The organism is Streptomyces sp. NBC_01257 (assembly GCF_035917255.1).
Lineage (GTDB): Bacteria > Actinomycetota > Actinomycetes > Streptomycetales > Streptomycetaceae > Streptomyces.
Map to the genome: position 1 here is coordinate 486591 of NZ_CP108472.1, position 18893 is coordinate 505483.

Sequence of the window (18893 nt, forward strand, 5' to 3'; positions counted from 1 at the left end):
GCAGCAGGGGACGGGGGCGCCGACCGCGCCGCATCCCGCGGACCCGCCCGCACGGGCCCCCTCCCGGGATGCCGCGCAGCAGCCCTGACGCCCGTACGGCTTCGGCGCACCCCGCACACGACGGTCGACCGGCTCCCGGCCACGCGCCGTACGCTGATACATGCGTTTTCTGTTCAGGCTCATCCGCGCCCCGGCGGCCGGACGGCCTGGTGCCGATGCCGACCTTGGGACGTGCAGCCTTCATGACCACAGCGCGGAACCTTCTCGTGATCACCATGGACATGGCCGGAGACCACCCCGTCAGATCGGGTGAGCTGTCGCTCGCCCTGGCGGGGGCCGAACTGATCGACCTGGCCGTGGACGGCGCGGTCGAGCTGCGCGAGGACCGCATCGTGCCCGGCGCGGGTCCCGCATCCTCGGACGCCACGGCGCACGAGCCCGCGGACGAGCTGTTGCAACAGGCCTCCGCGGCGCTGCGCCGGGACGAGCCGTACGAGTCGGTCGGTGACTGGCTGTGGCGCCGGGGAGAAGGGCTGTCCGGGACCTACGCCGCCGCCTTCGAGGCAGCGGGGCTGCTGACCCGGCAGCGTCGGCGCGGGCGCCCCTTCCAGTCCGGTGAACTGGTACTCGCGGAGTCGTCCGCCCGCCATCGGGCCGCGGAGCTGTGGTCCTCCGCCGAGCCGGTCCTCATGACGCTCGCGGAAGCCGTGGGCGTCCCCGACGAGCGGCCCCATGACACTCCCGAGGTGACCGACGACTCGGTGGCCCTCATCCTGGCCACCGTGAGCGACGCCCTGCTGGAACTGGAGGGCGAGCGGCAGAAGCGCGACATCGAGCAGAAGGCGTTCGACAACATCTGGCGCGGTCCCGGCGGATAACCGCCCGGAGCGAAAGCCCCCGCGCTGGTAAAGTGTGATCGACGTCGACCGCGCATCGAGCGCGACGAGGGAGTGGCAGACATGGTGGGTGACGACGACATCTCCGGGTGATACCCGGACATGACCGGCCGTTGACGGGCGCATCGAGCGCCACCGTCCGGCCTCGTCGTCCTGCCTTTCCCCCCTGTCTGCCCCGGGCAGAACTCTGTCTGCCCTCACCCGGCCCGAGGTCCCTCTCATGTCCGACGCTTCCGTCATCTGCTCGAACCTGTCCTTCGCCTGGCCGGATGACACTCCGGTCTTCCAGGACCTGTCCTTCACGATGGGCACCGGCCGTACCGGCCTCGTCGCTCCCAATGGTTCGGGCAAGAGCACGCTGCTCAAACTGATCGCCGGTGAACTCCGCCCCGGCACCGGGTCGGTGTCCGTGGGCGGGACACTGGGCTACCTCCCGCAGAGCCTCCCCCTGTCGAGCGGTCTCACGGTCGCCGAGGTCCTGGGGATCGCCCAGGTGATCCGGGCCCTGGACGCCGTCGAGTCCGGGGACGTGAGCGAGCGGCACTTCACCGTCATCGGCGACGACTGGGACATCGAGGAACGCACGCGCGCCCAGCTCGACCGCCTCGGCCTGACGGACCTCGCCCTCGACCGGAGCCTGGCCACGCTCAGCGGCGGTCAGGTCATCTCGCTCGGCCTGGCTGCCCAGTTGCTGAAACGGCCGGACGTACTGCTGCTCGACGAGCCCACCAACAACCTCGACCTGGAAGCCCGCCACCGGCTCTACGACGTGCTGGAGGAGTTCACCGGCAGCCTGCTGCTCGTCAGCCACGACCGGGCCCTGCTCGACCGCATGGAGCGCATCGCCGAGCTCGGCGGCGGTGAACTGCGGCTGTACGGAGGTAACTTCAGCGCGTACGAGGAGTCCGTGCAGGCCGAGCAGGAAGTCGCCGAGAAGAACGTCCGCAACGCCGAGCAGGAGCTGAAGCGGGAGAAGCGGGAGCTCCAGCAGGCCCGCGAACGCGCCGAGCGGCGCGCGAGCAACGCGGCGCGCAACCTGAAGAGTGCCGGGCTGCCCCGCATCTTCGCCGGGAACATGAAGCGCGGTGCCCAGGAGTCCGCGGGCCGGGCGGGACAGATGCACGCGTCCCGGGTCAGCGAGGCGAAGTCCCGGCTCGACGAGGCGGGGCGTTCGCTGCGCGACGAGCAGCGCCTCACGCTGGACCTGCCCGAGACCGACGTGCCCGCCGGGCGCAACCTCTTCCTCGGCGAGGAGATGCAGGTCCGTCTCGGCGACCGGGAGGTCTTCGCGGACCAGGGCGTCGAGCTGTCCATCCGGGGCCCCGAACGCATCGCGCTCTCCGGACCCAACGGCGCCGGGAAGACCACGCTGCTGCGCCTGCTCACCGGTGAACTCGTCCCGGAGGGCGGTCAGATCAGGCGGGCCGGGGGACGCATCGCCTACCTCTCGCAGCGACTGGACCTGCTGGACCTGGACCGGACCGTCGCGGAGAACTTCACCGCCTTCGCCCCGGACCGGCCCGAGGCCGAGCGGATGAACCTGCTCGCCCGCTTCCTCTTCCGGGGCGCGCGGGCCCATCTGCCCGTCCGGGTGCTCTCCGGCGGCGAGCGGCTGCGCGCCACCCTGGCGTGCATCCTGTGCGCCGAACCGGCCCCGCAGCTGCTGCTCCTCGACGAGCCGACGAACAACCTCGACCTGGTCAGCGTGGGACAGCTGGAAGGCGCCCTGAACTCCTACCGGGGTGCGTTCGTCGTGGTCAGCCATGACGAACGGTTCCTCACCGAGATCGGTGTGAACCGGTGGCTGCGCCTGGCCGAAGGCACCCTCGAGGAGACGGGGGCCCCCGAGGTGTGAGCCGCCGGTGTGCCGATGTGGTCCCGCGCCCGAGGCCTCGCGCCCGGCGGGCCGAACACCGAACACGTTGGATGGATTCCCATGCCCCAGCCCGCTCTCATCGCCCACGACCTCATCCGCAGCCTGGGCGGCCGCCGGGTGCTCGACGGCGTCTCGCTCACCGCATCCCCCGGCCGCCGTATCGGGCTGATCGGGGAGAACGGCGTCGGCAAGTCCACCCTGCTGCGGCTGCTCGCCGGGGCGGACGAACCCGACGCGGGAACCGTCGACCGCCCGGCCGACCTGGGCTTCCTGCAGCAGGAGGCCCCGTTCGACAGCGCGTCGACCATCGCCACGGTGCTGGACGAGGCCCTGTCCGAGGTCCGCGAGGTGCTGGCCGACCTCGAACGGCTCACCGGGGAGCTCGCGGACGCCTCGGAGAGCGATCCCGGCTACAGCGGACTGCTCGCCGACTACGCCGGCCGGCTGGAGACGGCCCAGCACCTGGAGGCCTGGGACGCCGACCGGCGCGCGGCCCTCGTACTGGAGGGCCTGGGCCTCGGAGCGTTCGAGCCGGGCCGGACGCTCGGTTCGCTGTCCGGCGGCCAGCGCGGGCGGCTGTCCCTGGCCGCGCTGCTGGTGCGTAGGCCGTCGGCGCTGCTCCTGGACGAGCCGACCAACCACCTCGACGACGACGCCGCCGCATTCGTCGAGGAACAGGTGCGCGGCCTGCCCGGAGCCGTGGTGCTGGCCAGCCACGACCGGGCGTTCCTCGACGCCGTCTGCACCGACCTGATCGACCTCGACCCCGCGGTGGACGGCCCCGTCCGCTACGGCGGCAACTACAGCGCCTACCTCGCCGAGAAGCACGCGGAGCGGGAGCGCTGGGAACAGCGTTACGCCGAGGAGCAGGAGGCCCTCGACGCGCTGCGCCATACGGCCGGTGTGACGGCGCACCGTCTGGCGCCGGACCGGGGGCGGCGGGACAACGAGAAGATGGGGTACGGCCTGCGGGCCGGGCGTGTGCAGAGCCAGATCTCACGCCGCGTGCGCAACGCCACCCGCAGGCTGGAGGAGCTGGAGCGGACCCGGGTCGGTGAGCCCCCGCGGCCGCTCCGCTTCGCCGGTCCGGCACTCTCCGCGCCCGCCGAGGAGAGCCGCGATCCGCTGGTGGCCCTCCACGGCGTGGGGGTCCCCGGCCGGCTCGCGCCGGTCGAAGTGGAGGTGTCGGCGACCGACCGGCTGCTGGTCACGGGAGGAAACGGAACCGGCAAGTCGACGCTGCTGGCCGTGCTCGCCGGACACCTCGCGGCCGGGGGCGACATCCGGCGGCGGGCCGGCCTGACGGTCGGGATGCTCTCTCAGGACACCGTGTTCGACCGGCTCGACCGTACGGTCCGGGACACGTATCAGCAGACGCTGGGCGCGGAACGGGCCGAGGCGGTCCCGCTCGGCTCACTGGGCCTGATGCACGAGACGGACCTCGGCAAACCGGTCGGCCACCTCTCGGTCGGACAGCGCCGACGGCTGGCTCTCGCCCTTCTGGTGGCGCGCCCACCGCAGCTGCTGCTGCTCGACGAGCCCACGAACCACCTGTCCCCGCGCCTGTGCGACGAACTCGAGGGAGCCATGGGCACCGGACCCGGCGCGATCGTGGTCGCGAGCCACGACCGCTGGCTGCGCGGGCGCTGGCAGGGGCGCGAGCTCCGGCTGGCCGCCGGTCCGGGCCAGGGGGCAGCGGGCACTCCCCCACCTGAGCCGGTGACGTTCCCCGCTCCGAGTGTGCAAGGCTTCTCAGGGAACGAAAGAGAAGGTGATCTGTGATGGCTGACAGTGAGAAGAAGGCCCTGCTGGCCGGTGGCTGCTTCTGGGGGATGCAGGAGCTGATCCGGACACTGCCCGGAGTGGTGAGCACGCGGGTGGGATACAGCGGCGACGACATGCCCGAGCCGACCTACCGGAACCACGGGAACCACGCCGAGGCCATCGAGATCGTCTACGATCCCGCGGTCACCGACTACCGGGCCCTCCTGGAGTACTTCTTCCAGATCCACGACCCGTCCACGAAGAACCGCCAGGGCAATGACATGGGCGCCAGCTACCGGTCCGCCATCTTCTACCTGGACGACGAGCAGCGACGAGTCGCGCAGGACACCATCGCCGATGTCGAGGCGTCCGGGCTCTGGCCGGGCCCCGTGGTCACCGAGGTCGTACCGGCGGGCGCGTTCTGGGAGGCCGAACCGGACCACCAGGACTACCTCCAGCGCTACCCGGACGGCTACACCTGCCACTTCCCGCGCCCCGGCTGGCAGCTGCCGCGCCGCGCGGACGCCTGACCGCCGTACCCCGCACCTCGTGGCCCGCTCCGCACCAGGGGGCGGCGGCAGCCGTCCCCTGGTGCGACCGGTACGGGACGGTTCCCCGATACTGCAGTACACGCGGTTCGAGGTGGAGCTTCTGCCGCCCGGCTCGCAGAGCCCAACAGTGGAAGGCTGAACACGGTGACCACCGTCGCATACCAGGGTGAACCCGGATCCAACTCGGCAACGGCAGCCCATGCCCTGTTCCCCGAAGGACATGAGCTGCCCTGCACGGGATTCGAGCAGGCCCTGGATGCCGTCACGCTCGGCACCGCCGACTTCGCCGTGATCCCCATGGACAACTCCGCGGCGGGGCGGGTGGCTGACGTCCACCATCTGCTGCCGGAATCAGGGCTGTTCATCGTCGCCGAGTACTTCCTCGCCATTCGCTTCGACCTGATGGGTGTCCCCGGCACGACCGTCGACCAGGTGGAGTGCGTACGCAGCCACGTGCATGCCCTGGGGCAGTGCCGGAAGGTGCTGCGGGAGGGCGGCTGGCGCACCCTCGTCAGCGATGACACCGCAGGGGCGGCGCGTGAGGTGGCGGAACTCGGCGACCCGCGGCACGCGGCCCTCGCCCCGCCCGCCGCGGCCGCGCTCTACGGGCTGGACGTCCTGCGGTCCGAGGTCGAGGACGACCCGGACAACACCACTCGGTTCGTCGTCCTGTCCCGGGACTCCGCCCTGGCCCCCGACACGGGCGGGCCGACGATGACGAGCCTGTTCTTCTGCGTACGGAACATCCCCAGCGCGCTCTACAAGGCGCTCGGCGGCTTCGCCAGCAACTCCGTGAACCTCACCAAGATCGAGAGCTACCAGATCGGCGCCGGACTGAACCCGAGCCGCTTCTACGTGGAGGTCGAGGGCCACCCCGACGAGCCCCATGTCGCCCTGGCCCTCCAGGAGTTGCAGTTCTTCTCGTCCGAGGTGCGCATTCTCGGCGCGTATCCGGCGCACGCACACCGACTGCGGGACGGCCGCACGTCCGGAGCCGGCACCGGCTGAGACGGCCGGCAGCGCCCGACCGCTCCGACAACGCGGCACACTTTTGGACTTGCAGGTCCATTTTTCGACGTGCACGCTGCGATGGACCAAGCAGTCCAGACGCGGGCGGTCCACCGCTTCCCCGGTGACACCGCCCGCGCGGAGCGGTTCCGGAAGGAAGCACCCATGAATCTTCAGCTGAGCGGCCGGCGCGCACTGGTGACCGGATCGAGCAGCGGTCTCGGCGAGGCGATCGCCAGGCGGCTGGCGGCGGAAGGCGCGACCGTGGTCGTGCACGGGCGGGACGTGGCGAGGACCGAGGCGGTCGCGAAGAGCATCGTCGCGGAGGGCGGGGACGCGGCGGTGGCGATCGGCGATCTGGGGACCGACGAGGGCGCCGACGCCGTGCACGCCGCGGCCGCCGGCGCCGGCCCGGTCGACATCCTGGTGAACAACGTGGGCACGTACGACATGTCCCTCGGCTGGACCACCGCGTCGGCGCAGCAGTGGGCCGACACGTACAACACCAATGTCCTGACCAGCGTGCGCATGATCCAGCGCCTCGTCCCGGGCATGCGGGAGCGGGGCTGGGGACGGGTCATCCAGATCAGCAGCGTGACGGGCGACAAGCCCGCCGCGTCCCAGCCCCATTACGCGGCGACGAACGGAGCACGCAACTCCCTCGCCAAGTCGCTCGCACGGGAGTTGCGGGATTCCGGTGTCACGTCGAACACCGTCGCGGCAGGCGGCATCCTCACCCCGCAGTCCCTGGAACCGTTGCTGACGCTGGGCAGAGAGCACGGATGGGGACAGACCTGGGAAGCGATCGAGCCCCGCCTGACCGCGGAGCTCGCACCGAACGACGTGGGCCGCATCGGACGCCCCGAGGAGTACGCCGACGTGCTCGCCTTCCTGGCGAGTCCGCTGTCCGCCTACATCACCGGCGCGACGCTCTCGGTGGACGGCGGATGGTACGCCTGAGGCACGGGTGGCGCCGCGGTCCGGGGACCGCGGCGCCATGGTCGGGCACGGCAGCGGAAAGAGTCGCGCGGCCGGCCGGAGAGTCCGGCATCAGGTCAGGGCGTGGGCCGTGCCCCGCAGGTCGGCGATCCCCTGATCGAGCGCGGCGCGCAGGTGGTCGGACCGGCCCGTCGACAGCAGGATCGACACCCCGCCCTGGACGCCGGCCAGGAGCGCTGCGGCCCGCAGGCCGGCGTCGATCCCACCGGGCACCAGGTCTGCCGCCTGCAGCGCCCGGATACCGGCCTCCAGGCTCTCCTGCCAGCGGCTCATCAGACCGGACACGATGGCCCGAGCCCCGGGGGTCGACCGCCCGACCTGAAGGAACAGCGAGCCGAGCGGGCACTGGTCCCCCTGGGACTCGTAGCGCTCGATCACGACGTCGCGCCACTCGTCCCACGCCTCCCACGAGTCCAGTCGGCCCAGATACGGCTGCTGGTCCTCCAGCACCCGGTCCGCCTCGAACTGGGCCACCGCGAGCAGCAGCTCGTCCTTGCCGGTCGGGAAGTAGTGGAAGAGCTGGCTCTTGCTGGTCCTGGTCCGCGCCATGACGTCCTCGAGCGTCGCCGCCGCGACGCTCTTCTCGCGAAGCACCGTCGCGGCGCCCTCGACGATCCGGCTCCGCGTGGCCCGCCCCTTCGCCGTCAGCTCGCCGGCCATGACCCACCTCCGCACACTGGACGATGGAATCCATCGTATGGGGGCGCGGGGGTCGCCCGACGAGGTCAGACGGCCGCGCGATCGCGGCCGGCGGACCTCGTCGGTGGGCCCGCGGGGTCAGACGAGACCGGCGACCAGCAGGGCGAAGGCGGCGATGAGGACGGCGACGCGGACGTAGTGGTAGCGGTCCCAGCGGTTCATCTGCTCCTTCCAGTCCGCGGGCCGGTTGTCGGGGGTCCACGCCTTGCTCCGGTTGTTGATCGGGACGAGCAGCAGGATCGACATGATCACGCTGACGATCAGCAGCACGCCGGCGGAGACGACGAGGCCGGTGCCCTCGTGGTGCCATCGGGCGATGGCCCAGATCGCGACGAGGACGAGCGAGCCGATGTACCAGAACGGCATCACGGCGCCGAGCATCCGGCCGCCGTGGGCGCGGCCGAGCTGGCCGCTGTCCTCGGGGAGGGCGTTGAAGATCCTGTTCATGACGAAGGCGACGGAGAACTCCACCCCCACCATCACGCCGACGACCACAGTGGTGAACACCTCGAGTGCGTTGAGCATGATGACTCCTCCCTGTTTTCTAGCGTTGCTAGGTGATGAGGCAACGCTAGTACTACTGCCGCTCGATTGTCTAGCGATGCTAGGATCGAATCATGTCGGTACAGGAACGCAAGCAGCGTGAACGGGCGGAACGCGAGCGCCTCATCGTGGCGACGGCCCGTGAACTCGCCGAGCAGCAGGGCTGGGACTCGGTCACCACCCGCCGGCTCGCCGAGCGCATCGAATACAGCCAGCCCGTCCTCTACAGCCACTTCCGCGGCAAACGCGAGATCATCGGCGCTGTCGCCCTGGAGGGTGCCGCCGAGATGGCCGTGGCGGTGCGTGCCGCGACCGCCGCCGCGGACGGCCCCCGCGCGCGGGTCGCCGCGCTCGCCCGTGCGTACCTCGAATTCTCCGCGGACAACCCGGCGGTCTACGACGCGCTGTTCCAGCTCGACGGCGGCCTGGCATACGCACGGGAGGACACCCCGGAGCCGCTGAAGGACGCCTTCGCCGCCCTGCTGGAGACGCTCGGCGAGGTCGCCGGGGAGGGCGCCGACCCGGGAGTGTTCACCGAGATGTTCTGGGCGTCCCTGCACGGCCTGGCGACCCTGACCCGCGCAGGACGGCTCCTGCCGGAGCCGGCCGCACAGAGGGTGGAGCTGCTGGTGGACCGGCTCGCCCGGTATCCCGCCGAGGCGTGAGCGTCGATACGGGCGGGCCACCCGTCACCTGCTCCATCCGTCCGCATCGATGAGGGGGTTGGGGCACATGCCCCCGACCCCCTCATCCTTCAAGACATGTTCGGCCCTCCGGCTGCCACCGTGAGGACACGAGCACGGCTGTCAGTCGAGACAGAACTCGTTGCCCTCGACGTCCTGCATCCCGAGGCACGACTCGTTCTCCTCATCGGCGAGCTGGAGCTGCCCGCGTACCGCGCCGAGGGGGACCAGCCGTGCGCACTCGGCTTCGAGCGCGGCAAGCCGCTCCTCGCCCACGAGTCCGGCGCCGACCCGCACATCGAGGTGCACCCGGTTCTTGACCGCCTTGCCTTCAGGGACGCGCTGGAAGTACATGCGCGGGCCGACACCCGTGGGATCCACGCAGGCGAAATCCGCACCCTGCCGCTCGGGCGGCAGCGACTGATTGAACTCGTCCCAGCCGGCGAACCCCTCCGGTGGCGGGGGTACGACGTATCCCAGTACCTCGCACCAGAAACGAGCGACGCGCTCAGGATCGGCGCAGTCGAAGGTGACTTGGAACTGCTTGATCTTTGACATCGGCCCACCGTAGTGGCGCGCCGTGGCACCGGGGAGCTCGAACGCACGAAGGAACCTCGACGGGACACCGGGTGCGGAACAGCCGGTGTGTCACCCGCTGGACTTCAGTGGGGCGGATCGTCGTGCAGCCCAGCGGGCGGTGGGCGGAAGGGCGAGTGCCGCACCGGCGAAGAGGGCGGCGAGGGCCACCCACCCCGCAGTGCCGTACGGAATGACCAAGGTGGTCAGCAGGCCCGGGCCGAACGCCTGACTCGCGGAGATTCCGGTCTGGTAGACGCCCTGGTAGGCGCCGTGGGCGTGGTCGGGTGCCAGGTCGTAGGAGAGGGTCCAGCTGCCTGCCTGCGAACTGACCTCGCCCAGGGTGAGCAGGACGGCGGCGGCCAGGAGGACGGCGCCGGCGACGATCGGTGACCGGTGGGCGGCGCAGGCGGCGGCGAGGCATGCGGCCGCGACGAGGAGGCCTCCGCGGCGGAAGGCGCGCGCCGCCTGGGGCGGGCCGGTGATGCCACGGGTGGCACGGACCTGCAGAGCGACGACCAGGGCCGTGTTGGTGACCAGGAGCCAGCCGACCATGGCCCGTGGCGCGCTCGTGCACGTGAGGAGCCACAGGGGCAGGGCCACTTCGAGAACGACGTAGAGGGTGTTGACGACCCCGTTGAGCGCGGTGACGGCGAGGTACGGCAGGTCGCGCAGCGGCTGGGCCGCGCGCCGGCCGGGCACGGCGGCGTGCCGTGCTGCCGCGGTCTGCGCCACGTCGGTCTTCGCGGCCGGCGGCCGGGCGGTGAGAGGGATCCGGCGGAGTGGGATCAGCGCGAGGAGGAATGCGGCGGCGCTCACGCCGATGGCCGCCCGGTAGGCCGCGTCGCTGTCGAAGGCGAGGAGGAGCGATCCGAGGGCGGCGCCCGCTCCGATGCCCACGTTGTTGACCGCCCGCAGCAGGGCCAGGGCACGGGTGCGTATGCCGACGGGGAGCGCATGGGCGTACAGGGTGGCGCGCGCGGTGGCGTTGGCACGGCTGCCGGCCGTGGCCAGGCAGGCCAGCACCAGGAAGACCGGGAAGGAATCGGCGACGGCGTACAGACCGACGGCGGCCGCCTGCAGGAGGTGCAGGCAGGTCAGGACGGTCCTGGCGTTCCATCGGTCGCACGCGCGACCGGCGGGGAGGGAGGCGAGGATCCCGCAGAGCCCGGCGACGGTCAGTGCCAGTCCGACCCGCGCGACGGAGTAGCCCAGACCCTGGGTGAACCACAGGGTGCTGATCGTCAGGAAGAGTCCGTTGCCGACGGCGTTGACCGAGAGCAGTGCGGCGATCCCCCGTACGGTCGGATCGTTCATCAGCCGGGTCATCGGGGAGGCAGGGGCCGGAGGGAGGGGTGGGGCGGAAGCGGCAGTGGTCATGGGCTTCAGCACAGCTTCGGCCCTGAGTGAGCGGAATGGATTTACCCTGGGGCTTAATGATTCGCTTCCGTCTCGGTGTGGCCGACCTCGCGGCGACCTCGTTCGCCTACTCGCCGTTGCAGGAGACCGTCCTCAGCCTGCGGATGTGGACGGGGCACGCGTGGCGCTTCCCCGCTCTGCGCGAGACCTTCGCCGGCCTCCGTCCGGACTTCGAGCATCTCGATCACCTGCTGCTCACCTCGCTGGTGGCCCGTCGGCGGTACTGGGTGCCCGACTTCCTCACGCCCCGGCCGGCCACCTCGGCACCCGACATCGGCCGGGAGTTCGCCGAGCTGCGCGCCACCGATCCGGCTCTGGTGCGGGCGGGTCTGGAGCAGACGTTCCTGCCGCTGGGCGAACCGGTCCCGGCCAGGCTGGCCGACGCCTGGGACGACCCGGCACGCCTGCTCGCCGACATCGCCGACGCCCTGGAGGAGTACTGGGCCTCGTGCCTGCGCCCCACCTGGTGGCCGCGGGCGAGGGCGGTGCTGGAGGCCGACATCGGCCACCGTGCCCGCGTACTGGCCGAGGGCGGCGCGAACGCCCTGCTCACCGGCATCAGCACCCGGCTCTCCTGGGCCGAGAACATGCTCACCATCCGGCGCGACGGCCCCTGGCCCTCGCCTCCGACCGAGATCCCCATCGACGGACGACGCCTGCTGCTGACCCCCAGCTGCTTCGCCGACGGCGTGTCCACCATGCTCAGCTCACGGGCGCTGCCCCATATCGTCTACGGCGCGCGGGGACTGGCCACCCTCACCGAGCGCCCGGCAGCGCCCGCTGCCCGAGCGCTGGAACGGCTCCTGGGCGCGCCACGCGCGCGTCTGCTGACCATGCTGGCCGAGCCCGCCTCCACCACGGAACTCGCCCACCGCCTGGGTGTCACCCCGGCCGCCGTCAGCCAGCACCTGTCCGTCCTGCACGCGGCTCAGCTCCTGGAGCGGACCCGCCACGGACGCCACGTCCGCTACCGGCACAGCTCGCTCGGCGCCGCCCTGTGCGCACCGCACCTCGGCCACGGCTCCGACCACTGAGCCCGGACCATCGGGCGGGCCTGTCGGACGCTGCGGTTGCTGCGCGGTGAGCGGGGCGCGACCGTGGTGGTTATGACGAGTCGGTACGAGGGCGACGCGGTGCTGATGGCTGGGCGCCTGCAGATCCCGGTGGAAGCGCACCTGGTCACGGTGGACCCGGACGGGTGGCGCGGCAGCCTGCGCGGTGTTCCGACCAGCCGGGTGTTCGACCTCCACGACAGTGACGTGCTCCGCCTCAGCATGCCGGACGGACAGGTGCGGCAGGTCCATATGGAGCAGGCCAGTCATGCGCATGAGAGCGAGTTCACCGTTGTGCCCGTGTCGGGTGACGGGCCGCCTCCCTTTTCGTAGGGCGTCCCTCCGCGGGTTCGGCCACCGGCACACCCGCGTCGACACCTTCGAATCGGCCCGAACACCTGTGTGTCGCGGGCGGCACATCCGTACCCATGCACGAGGGACGAACACCTCGCGCCCGTCGCGAAGTCCTTCACCGACATGTCCCCGTGAAGAGGCCGCGCAGTGGGTGCGAAGGAATCGTCGGCGCGCAACGAGCCGAGTAGGGTGTTGCCTTCAACCTGCGCAGCACCGGCGTACCAGCCTCCCTCCGCCATGGAAACGTGCCCGGTCGGCCGTTCTTCACCGTTCACACATATCGGCGAGCACCATCGCGGTGGGTACCATGCGCAGCACCGTCCAACACGAAGGAGTGCCCGGTTGTGACCAGCCAATCAGCTGCCACGCTCCGATCGCGGTATGCGGAACAAGCCGCGACGGACCTGGAGGACAACCGTCGTCTCCAGCAGGAACTGGCCGAGAAGATCAAGGTGTTGAAGCAGGAGGAAATCCTCCTGACGGGCATCATGAACCTTGCCGAGCGGCACGAGGGCCCGTCGTCGGCCCCGCCCGCCGCGCCCGAGCAGGTCCAGGGCGAGCCCGTCCCCGCGCAGCGGAAGCAAGGAACCGAGGGCACCGCCGCCGACAAGCCGTCCCGGCCCTCCGCCCCGGTCAAGAAGTCCCCGGCCAAGAGCACCGCGAGCAAGCCCTCGAAGGCCAAGTCCCCTCAGCCTCTGCTGGGAGACGTGCTTCTGGATCTGCTCCGGACGTACAACGAGCCGCGTCTCGCGAAGGAACTGCGTGACGAACTGCTGGAGAAGCACCCGGACCGCACCCCGACACCGCAGGTCGTGCGCAACACCCTTGAGGCGCTCGTCGCCAAGGGGCGCATCCGGCGCCACAAGCAGCAGCGGTCGGTGATGTACTCCCCCCTCGAGTCCTCCTGAGGCCTGACGGGAGTTCGGCCGCCGCGCCGGGGTCATGGAGGCCGGCGTCTCCATGACCCCGGCCGGGGAGTGCGGATGACGGTCCGGGCCCAGGAACCCGTGTGGTGCACTCGCTCAGGCAGTGGGCGGTTGGTCCGGGAAGGGAACCGCGTAGCGCGGGTCCCGGCCCGAGGTCGTGCGGGCGTACCGCAGGAGCTCGCGGATGATGCCCGCGTTGCCCATGGCCCAGCCGGTGGCCGGGGCGAGGTCACTGGGGGTTTCGCGGTGTTCGGCGTTGGACCAGCACGTTCCGTCGGCGTCGGTCCTGGCGCGGGCCGCCAGATCGGCAACAAGTACCCGGGCGAACGCGTGGCCGTCGCCGCATTCGGCCTGTCGGTCGCAGGCGAGGGCGAGGACGCCCGCGGTGCCGCAGCAGCGGCCGTTGTTGTCCCAGAATCCGGGACGGGTCCGTTGCGGGATACCGGAGTTGACGAGTGTGTGCCAGCAGCGGTCCACGAGGGCGGGCCACGTGGGGTCGTCGGGCAGGATGCGGCTCAGCAGGCGGAACGCCTGGGCGTCACCCGCCGTACCGTGACACCAGCCGTAGCTGTGGCGTTCGATCTTCTCGTGTTGCTGTTGCGGGTCGGAGTGCGCGACGAGGAAGCCGTCCGGGCCTGCCTCGTTGCGGGAGATGACGTCAGCGGCGCCCGCCGACGCGAGTTCGACGAGGTCGGGGCGGTCGGCGGCCCGTCCGACCGCGGCGAGCGCGTAGACGATACCGAGGGTGCCGTGCGACATGTGGTGCATGCGCGGAGCCACACCGGTGCGGATCTCCCACTGGACTCCGCCGGCGGTGGTTTCGGCGGTGGCCGGGTAGCGGTCGACGGCCAGGCCGGCGAGATCGAGATCCCCGCACTCCAGCGCGGCGAGCGCGATACCGGCGTTGCCTGCGATCAGTTCGAAGCAGTCGTTCCACCCTGCGCCGTCGTAGCGGGACCGCAGGAGGTCCAGAGCCCGGTCGGCGGCCGCCCCCGCCTCGGTGTCACCGAGCACGCGGTGCACACCCCGCAGGGCCACGGCCATTCCGGCCACCCCCGTGTGGAGGCCGCTGTGTCCCCACCCGTCGACCGCGTCCGCGACGCTGCGTGCACCGCGCACGGCCGCGTCCGCGTACCGGTCGTCCGCGAAGTGCGACCAGGCGTCGAGGAGGGCGGTCAGCACGCCCGAAGTCCCGTTGTACAGAATGGGCGTCGTCTGCTCGGCGGTGAGCGTGTCCGGCCAGGCCAAGCCGCCGTCGACGTCCCGCGCGGCCTTCAGCAGCCAGTCGAGGGCGCCGACGGCGAGCGATTCCGCGTTGTCCGTCGCACTGGTGGTCATCGCCCCAGCGTTCCACAGAGTCGGCGTCCCCCACGAGCCCCGGAGCAGGTCAACTCCTCATGGCGTCGCCGACTCCTGCACAGGACGCACCGGTTGAGGCGGACCGCGCGGATCAGCACGTGCCGGGGACGGCCGGGCTCCGCCCCCGCGACCGGGTTCAGCGCAGCAGCGCCGCGCGCAGGGTGATGGCGTGCCGCGTACGCAGCCGCCGCAGCTCCCACATCGCCACGGCGGTGACGGTCAGCGGGGCCCCGAGGACGAAGGCCACCCGCACGCCCGTCGACACACCGTCGTACGCACCCCGGAACACGTCGAAGAGGGCGACCTCCCACACGAGCAGGGTCGCGAGCAGCGGTGGCACCGTCTCGTGAAGATCCGCCGTCCTGAACACGTGCACGAGTGACTGCGCGATGCCGTAGAGAGCGAAGGGGGCGAGCCACAGGAGGAAGGCGCCCAGGGCGAACAGCAGTACCACCCGCCCTGCCGAAGCAGTCCAGTCCGTGTTCTCGCCCACGTATCCCAGCCCCGTGACCAGTCGTGGCGAGGCGAGCGTGACGACCAGCGCGAGCAGTGCCCCGACGGGCTTGCCCACACGGCGCAGGAACAGGCGCCGGTTCGGCGGGCGGGCCGCCATGACGAACGCGGCGACGGCGACCGGGAACGTGACTCCGAGCGCGATGAGCGTGGTCCGGATCTGGCCGAAGCGGTCGTCCATCACGTCGTCGGCGTCGGCCGCCGGCCCGTAGGACAACAGCATCCACGTGACGGCGATCAGGCCGACGACCGACCGCAGGACCTGGATCCTCTTCACCGCCGGATCGTGCACCCGGTCCGGCCGGGACGGTGTGAACACCGCACGCCCGACCGCGATCGGGTTGAAGAGTCGTCCGAAGGTCAGCCGGCGCGCCGGACCCGGAGGCCACGGACCCGCCGGCGGCACGGGTGGCACGCCTGCACCCGGCGGTGGTCCTCCGCCGTACGGATTCAACGGTGCCCCGCCGCCGCTCATCCCCCGCGTCCTTCCTGTTGCCGTCGCCGCGGACAGTGTCCGTGCGGCACAGCGACTGATTCACCTCAGCAGTTGCGCTACAGCTGTATGTTGACAGCCTTTCGGCGGCCGAGGTGGAAGGAACCCAGAGTTCCTACGACGCGACGAACCGCGATCCGCCATCGTCCGGAGAGGCGGGGCCCGGCCCTGTGCCGCGGCTCGGCCAGGCCATGTCGTCCACGGCGAGGAACCGCTCGCCGGCCACCGCGGCGGGGGTCGCCCCGGTGAACGCCATGACGTCGCGGTGCAGGTGGGACTGATCGGCGTAGCCGGCGTCCACCGCGACGTATGCCGCGGCCTCACCCGCGACCAGGCGGTGGGCGGCGTGGTCGAAGCGGACCAGGGTCATGGCGCGCTTGGGCCGCAGACCGAGTTGCGAACGGAACCGCGACCACAGGCGCTTGCGGCTCCAGCCGACCTCGGCCGCGAGCCCGTCGACGCGGACCCGTCCCCGGCTGCCGATGATCCGGTGCCAGGCCCAGGCCACCTCCGGGTCCACCTGCGGCCCCGCCTCGTACCGGCGGGCGAGCAGCGCTTCCGTCAGTGCGAAGCGCTCCTGCCAGGACGCGACATCGCCCAGTTGCCCGCGGATCCGGGACGCCTCGCGGCCCCACAGGTCACCCAGGGAGACGGCGGCGCCGTCGAGAGAGGCGGGGGACTCGCCCAGAACCGCGCGTGCGATCACCGGGGACAGGCGCACCTGCACGCACTCGACGTCCTTTCCCCACGCCCGGACCGCGCCTCCGGACCCGAGCCCGGGCCCGGCCACCATGCTTCCCCGCTGCTGCCACCCGGCGGCGCAGTCAAGGACGGGCGAGCCGGCGCCGAAGTCCAGGAGCAGTGTCACGGCCGGGTGCGGAACCATCCGGAGTTCGTTCAGGTCATGGGCGCGGAACCCGGCCATGGTGAGACCGGCCACCCTGCTCGGAATGCGGGGACATGCGACATCCCACGTAGCCTCACCGTGCCTGAAGGTCTGCACCGTTCCATGCTACGCGAGCCGGCCGACGGGACATTTGTCCAATCCGCGGGCGGGTGCGGGCAACGACAGTGCATCCATGACTGCTTCGGACAACGCACCGCATGCGAACGGCTCCACCGGAGCCACCGGGAGTTCGATCCTCTCCCTCGACGACGGCGGCCTCCACGTGTGCCAGGACGGCCCTCCCGACGCCCCCGCGCTCCTGCTCATCCACGGCTCCGCGTCCTCGGCCCGCTCGTGGGACGCGCTGGTGCCGATGCTGGCCGGATCCCACCGCGTCATCCGGATCGACCTGCTCGGACACGGCCGGTCGGCCAAGCCCGCCGACCGCAGTTACGCACTGGCCGACCAGGCGCGCCGGGCCGGCATCGCACTCGACAGCCTCGGCGTCGAACGCGCCCTGGTCGTCGGTCATTCCAGCGGCGGTGTGGTCGCCACCGCTCTCGCCGAACAGCGGCCGGCCCTGGTGACCGCGCTCGCGCTCGTCAACACCGGGCCCGGCCTGGACGCCTTCATCGCACCGCAGTCCGGCGGGGCGGGGCTGACCCAATGGCCGCCGACCGACGAGCAGATCCGGGAGTTCGCGAGCACCGGCTTCAGCCGGGCGGGGTACCGGTTCCCCGACGAGCTCCTGGACGAGGTGCGCTGCATGACCCTCCACACCCTCACCGCAACGATGCAGGGCACCCGCGACTACCTGGAACAGCAGGCGCTGCCGGGCCGGCTGGCGGTCCTCGCCAAGCCGCTGCTGGTTCTCTTCGGCGAGGACGACCGCAGGTGGAGATCCTCGTCGGCCAACGACTACCTCACCGTTCCTGGGGCGGAGGTCGAATTGCTGCCGGGTCTCGGGCACTCGCCCATACTCGAGGATCCGCCGCGCACCGCCGCCTCCCTGCTGAGGTTCGCCGCCCTCCACTCCGTACCGGTGAACTGAACGACGAGGAGGGGTGTCATGCGGATTCTCGTCTCCGGCGCAGGCGTCGCCGGTCCGGTACTGGCGTACTGGCTCACCCGGCACGGCTTCTCGGTCACCGTCGTCGAGCGCGCTCCGAGTCCGCGCAGGACCGGCGGCCACGCGGTCGACCTGTTCCGGCCCGCGATGGACGTCTCGGAGAAGATGGGTGTGCTGCCGCTCGTCGAGGAGCGGGCCACCGGCACACGGCGGATGACTGTTCACCGCGAGGGCGTACGACGTCCCGTCCGGGTGGACCTCTCCAGAATCTTCGGTGCCGCCTCCGACCGGCACGTCGAGATCATGCGCGACGACCTGAGCGAGATCTACTACGACGCCGCGCGCGATGACGTCGAGTACCTCTTCGACGAGTCGGTCACCGGGATCTCGCCCGACGGCGAGGTGCGGTTCGAGCACGGGGCGCCGCGCCGCTTCGATCTCGTCGTCGGCGCGGACGGTCTGCACTCCAACGTGCGTCGTCTCGCCTTCGGCGACGAGTCCCGCTACAGCACCTTCACGGGGGCCTACCTCGGCGTTCTGGCCCTGCCGAACGCCTCGGGACTCGACGGCGAGCTCCACATGCACGTCGGTGTGGGCCGCACGGCCGGCATGTACGGCGCGCGGCACCTCGACGACGCGCGCGCGTTGTTCCTGTTCCGGAGCGAGCATGAGCCGGCCTGCCACCACCACGACGTGCCCCGGCAGAAGCAGCTGCTGCGGCGTGCGTTCGACGGCCTGCACCCGGACGTGGACGGGTGGCTGGACGAGCTCGACCGGACTCCGGCGTTCTACTTCGACTCGATCACGCAGCTCCGCATGGACTCGTGGTCGCGGGGGCGGGTGACGCTCGTCGGCGACGCGGGCTACTGCCCGGGCCCGGCCGTCGGCGGCAGCACCAGCGTCGCGGTCGTCGGGGCCTATGTCCTCGCCGGGGAACTGGCGCGGGCGGGTGGTGACCACGAGCGCGCCTTCCCCGCCTACGAGCGCGCCATGGCGGAGTACGTACACGGCAGCCGAGCGGCCGCGCTCAGTGCGGCCAGGACGCTGATCCCCACCTCACGCCTCGGCGTGCACGGGCTGGCGCAGGGTGCGCGCCTGGTCGCCGCCCTGCCCGCAGGGCCCGGCCGCGCGCTCCTCCGTGTCGCCACCAGGACCGCACGCGTGCACGACTCGGTGACCGTCGACGACTACCCGCCGTCGCCCACCGCCCCACGGGCCCGGTGACCG

Annotated in this window: 19 protein-coding genes; 12 read left to right on the top strand and 7 right to left on the bottom strand. The window is 71.4% G+C overall.

Translation table 11 applies throughout. From position 1 onward, the window contains the following. Positions 1 to 242: 242 nt before the first annotated feature. The 6 genes from OG408_RS02135 to OG408_RS02160 all read left to right on the top strand — a co-directional run bounded on the left by OG408_RS02135 (position 243) and on the right by OG408_RS02160 (position 7055). Positions 243 to 878 (top strand): GOLPH3/VPS74 family protein, encoded by a 636-nt coding sequence (locus tag OG408_RS02135; protein WP_326667794.1) that lies wholly within the window; start codon positions 243 to 245, stop codon positions 876 to 878. A 238-nt stretch (positions 879 to 1116) separates the two neighbouring features. Then, a complete protein-coding gene (gene abc-f / locus OG408_RS02140; protein WP_326667796.1) occupies positions 1117 to 2751 on the top strand; it encodes a ribosomal protection-like ABC-F family protein in 1635 nt (544 codons plus the stop codon). An 81-nt stretch (positions 2752 to 2832) separates the two neighbouring features. After that, entirely contained in the window at positions 2833 to 4554 is a 1722-nt protein-coding gene (locus tag OG408_RS02145; protein ID WP_326667798.1) for an ABC-F family ATP-binding cassette domain-containing protein, read from the top strand. Continuing rightward, positions 4554 to 5066 (top strand): peptide-methionine (S)-S-oxide reductase MsrA, encoded by a 513-nt coding sequence (msrA, locus tag OG408_RS02150; protein WP_285563972.1) that lies wholly within the window; start codon positions 4554 to 4556, stop codon positions 5064 to 5066. Before OG408_RS02145 ends, msrA begins: the two co-directional genes overlap by 1 nt. 165 nt (positions 5067 to 5231) lie before the next feature. After that, positions 5232 to 6095: a prephenate dehydratase gene (locus OG408_RS02155; RefSeq protein WP_326667800.1), complete on the top strand. Its 864-nt coding sequence runs from the start codon at positions 5232 to 5234 to the stop codon at positions 6093 to 6095. A 165-nt stretch (positions 6096 to 6260) separates the two neighbouring features. Beyond that, the gene (locus OG408_RS02160; protein ID WP_326667802.1) at positions 6261 to 7055 is read left to right on the top strand and encodes an SDR family NAD(P)-dependent oxidoreductase; all 795 of its coding nucleotides are present in this window, start codon (positions 6261 to 6263) and stop codon (positions 7053 to 7055) included. A gap of 90 nt (positions 7056 to 7145) precedes the next feature. On the opposite strand, the gene OG408_RS02165 is transcribed toward OG408_RS02160, so the two are convergent. Together OG408_RS02165 and OG408_RS02170 are read right to left on the bottom strand one after the other, a co-directional pair. Next, the gene (locus OG408_RS02165; protein WP_326667804.1) at positions 7146 to 7754 is read right to left on the bottom strand and encodes a TetR/AcrR family transcriptional regulator; all 609 of its coding nucleotides are present in this window, start codon (positions 7752 to 7754) and stop codon (positions 7146 to 7148) included. Between the two features lie 117 nt (positions 7755 to 7871). Beyond that, complete coding sequence (locus OG408_RS02170) at positions 7872 to 8318, bottom strand: DUF1772 domain-containing protein (RefSeq protein ID WP_326667806.1); 447 nt, start codon at positions 8316 to 8318, stop codon at positions 7872 to 7874. A 92-nt stretch (positions 8319 to 8410) separates the two neighbouring features. Between OG408_RS02170 and OG408_RS02175 the strand changes: the two genes are divergently transcribed. After that, positions 8411 to 9001, top strand: a complete 591-nt coding sequence (locus tag OG408_RS02175) for a TetR/AcrR family transcriptional regulator (RefSeq protein ID WP_326667808.1) — start codon at positions 8411 to 8413, stop codon at positions 8999 to 9001. A 141-nt stretch (positions 9002 to 9142) separates the two neighbouring features. Here OG408_RS02175 and OG408_RS02180 read toward each other — a convergent pair whose 3' ends face one another. Then, positions 9143 to 9577: a VOC family protein gene (locus OG408_RS02180; RefSeq protein WP_285563977.1), complete on the bottom strand. Its 435-nt coding sequence runs from the start codon at positions 9575 to 9577 to the stop codon at positions 9143 to 9145. Between the two features lie 90 nt (positions 9578 to 9667). Beyond that, positions 9668 to 10975 (bottom strand): MFS transporter, encoded by a 1308-nt coding sequence (locus OG408_RS02185; protein WP_326667810.1) that lies wholly within the window; start codon positions 10973 to 10975, stop codon positions 9668 to 9670. 56 nt (positions 10976 to 11031) lie between these two features. Here OG408_RS02185 and OG408_RS02190 point away from each other — a divergent pair, with 56 nt between their 5' ends. The 3 genes from OG408_RS02190 (at position 11032) to OG408_RS02200 (ending at position 13328) form a co-directional block, all read left to right on the top strand. Further along, entirely contained in the window at positions 11032 to 12048 is a 1017-nt protein-coding gene (locus OG408_RS02190; RefSeq protein WP_266787471.1) for an ArsR/SmtB family transcription factor, read from the top strand. 72 nt (positions 12049 to 12120) lie between these two features. Next, positions 12121 to 12399: a hypothetical protein gene (locus OG408_RS02195; RefSeq protein WP_266787469.1), complete on the top strand. Its 279-nt coding sequence runs from the start codon at positions 12121 to 12123 to the stop codon at positions 12397 to 12399. Positions 12400 to 12764: 365 nt separating this feature from the next. Next, a complete protein-coding gene (locus OG408_RS02200) occupies positions 12765 to 13328 on the top strand; it encodes a hypothetical protein (RefSeq protein WP_326667812.1) in 564 nt (187 codons plus the stop codon). Between the two features lie 114 nt (positions 13329 to 13442). Here OG408_RS02200 and OG408_RS02205 read toward each other — a convergent pair whose 3' ends face one another. From OG408_RS02205 to OG408_RS02215, 3 genes are all read right to left on the bottom strand, one after another. Then, positions 13443 to 14684: a lanthionine synthetase LanC family protein gene (locus OG408_RS02205; RefSeq protein WP_326667814.1), complete on the bottom strand. Its 1242-nt coding sequence runs from the start codon at positions 14682 to 14684 to the stop codon at positions 13443 to 13445. A gap of 157 nt (positions 14685 to 14841) precedes the next feature. Beyond that, complete coding sequence (locus tag OG408_RS02210) at positions 14842 to 15495, bottom strand: hypothetical protein (protein WP_326667816.1); 654 nt, start codon at positions 15493 to 15495, stop codon at positions 14842 to 14844. Between the two features lie 331 nt (positions 15496 to 15826). Next, positions 15827 to 16714 carry a helix-turn-helix domain-containing protein gene (locus OG408_RS02215; protein ID WP_326667818.1) on the bottom strand — a complete coding sequence of 296 codons (888 nt, stop codon included), beginning with the start codon at positions 16712 to 16714 and terminating at the stop codon, positions 15827 to 15829. A 76-nt stretch (positions 16715 to 16790) separates the two neighbouring features. On the opposite strand from OG408_RS02215, the gene OG408_RS02220 reads away from it, so the two are divergent. Beyond that, positions 16791 to 17648, top strand: a complete 858-nt coding sequence (locus OG408_RS02220) for an alpha/beta fold hydrolase (protein WP_326667820.1) — start codon at positions 16791 to 16793, stop codon at positions 17646 to 17648. An 18-nt stretch (positions 17649 to 17666) separates the two neighbouring features. Then, positions 17667 to 18890, top strand: coding sequence for an FAD-dependent oxidoreductase (locus OG408_RS02225; protein ID WP_326667822.1), 1224 nt, complete (start codon positions 17667 to 17669; stop codon positions 18888 to 18890). Positions 18891 to 18893: the final 3 nt, after the last annotated feature.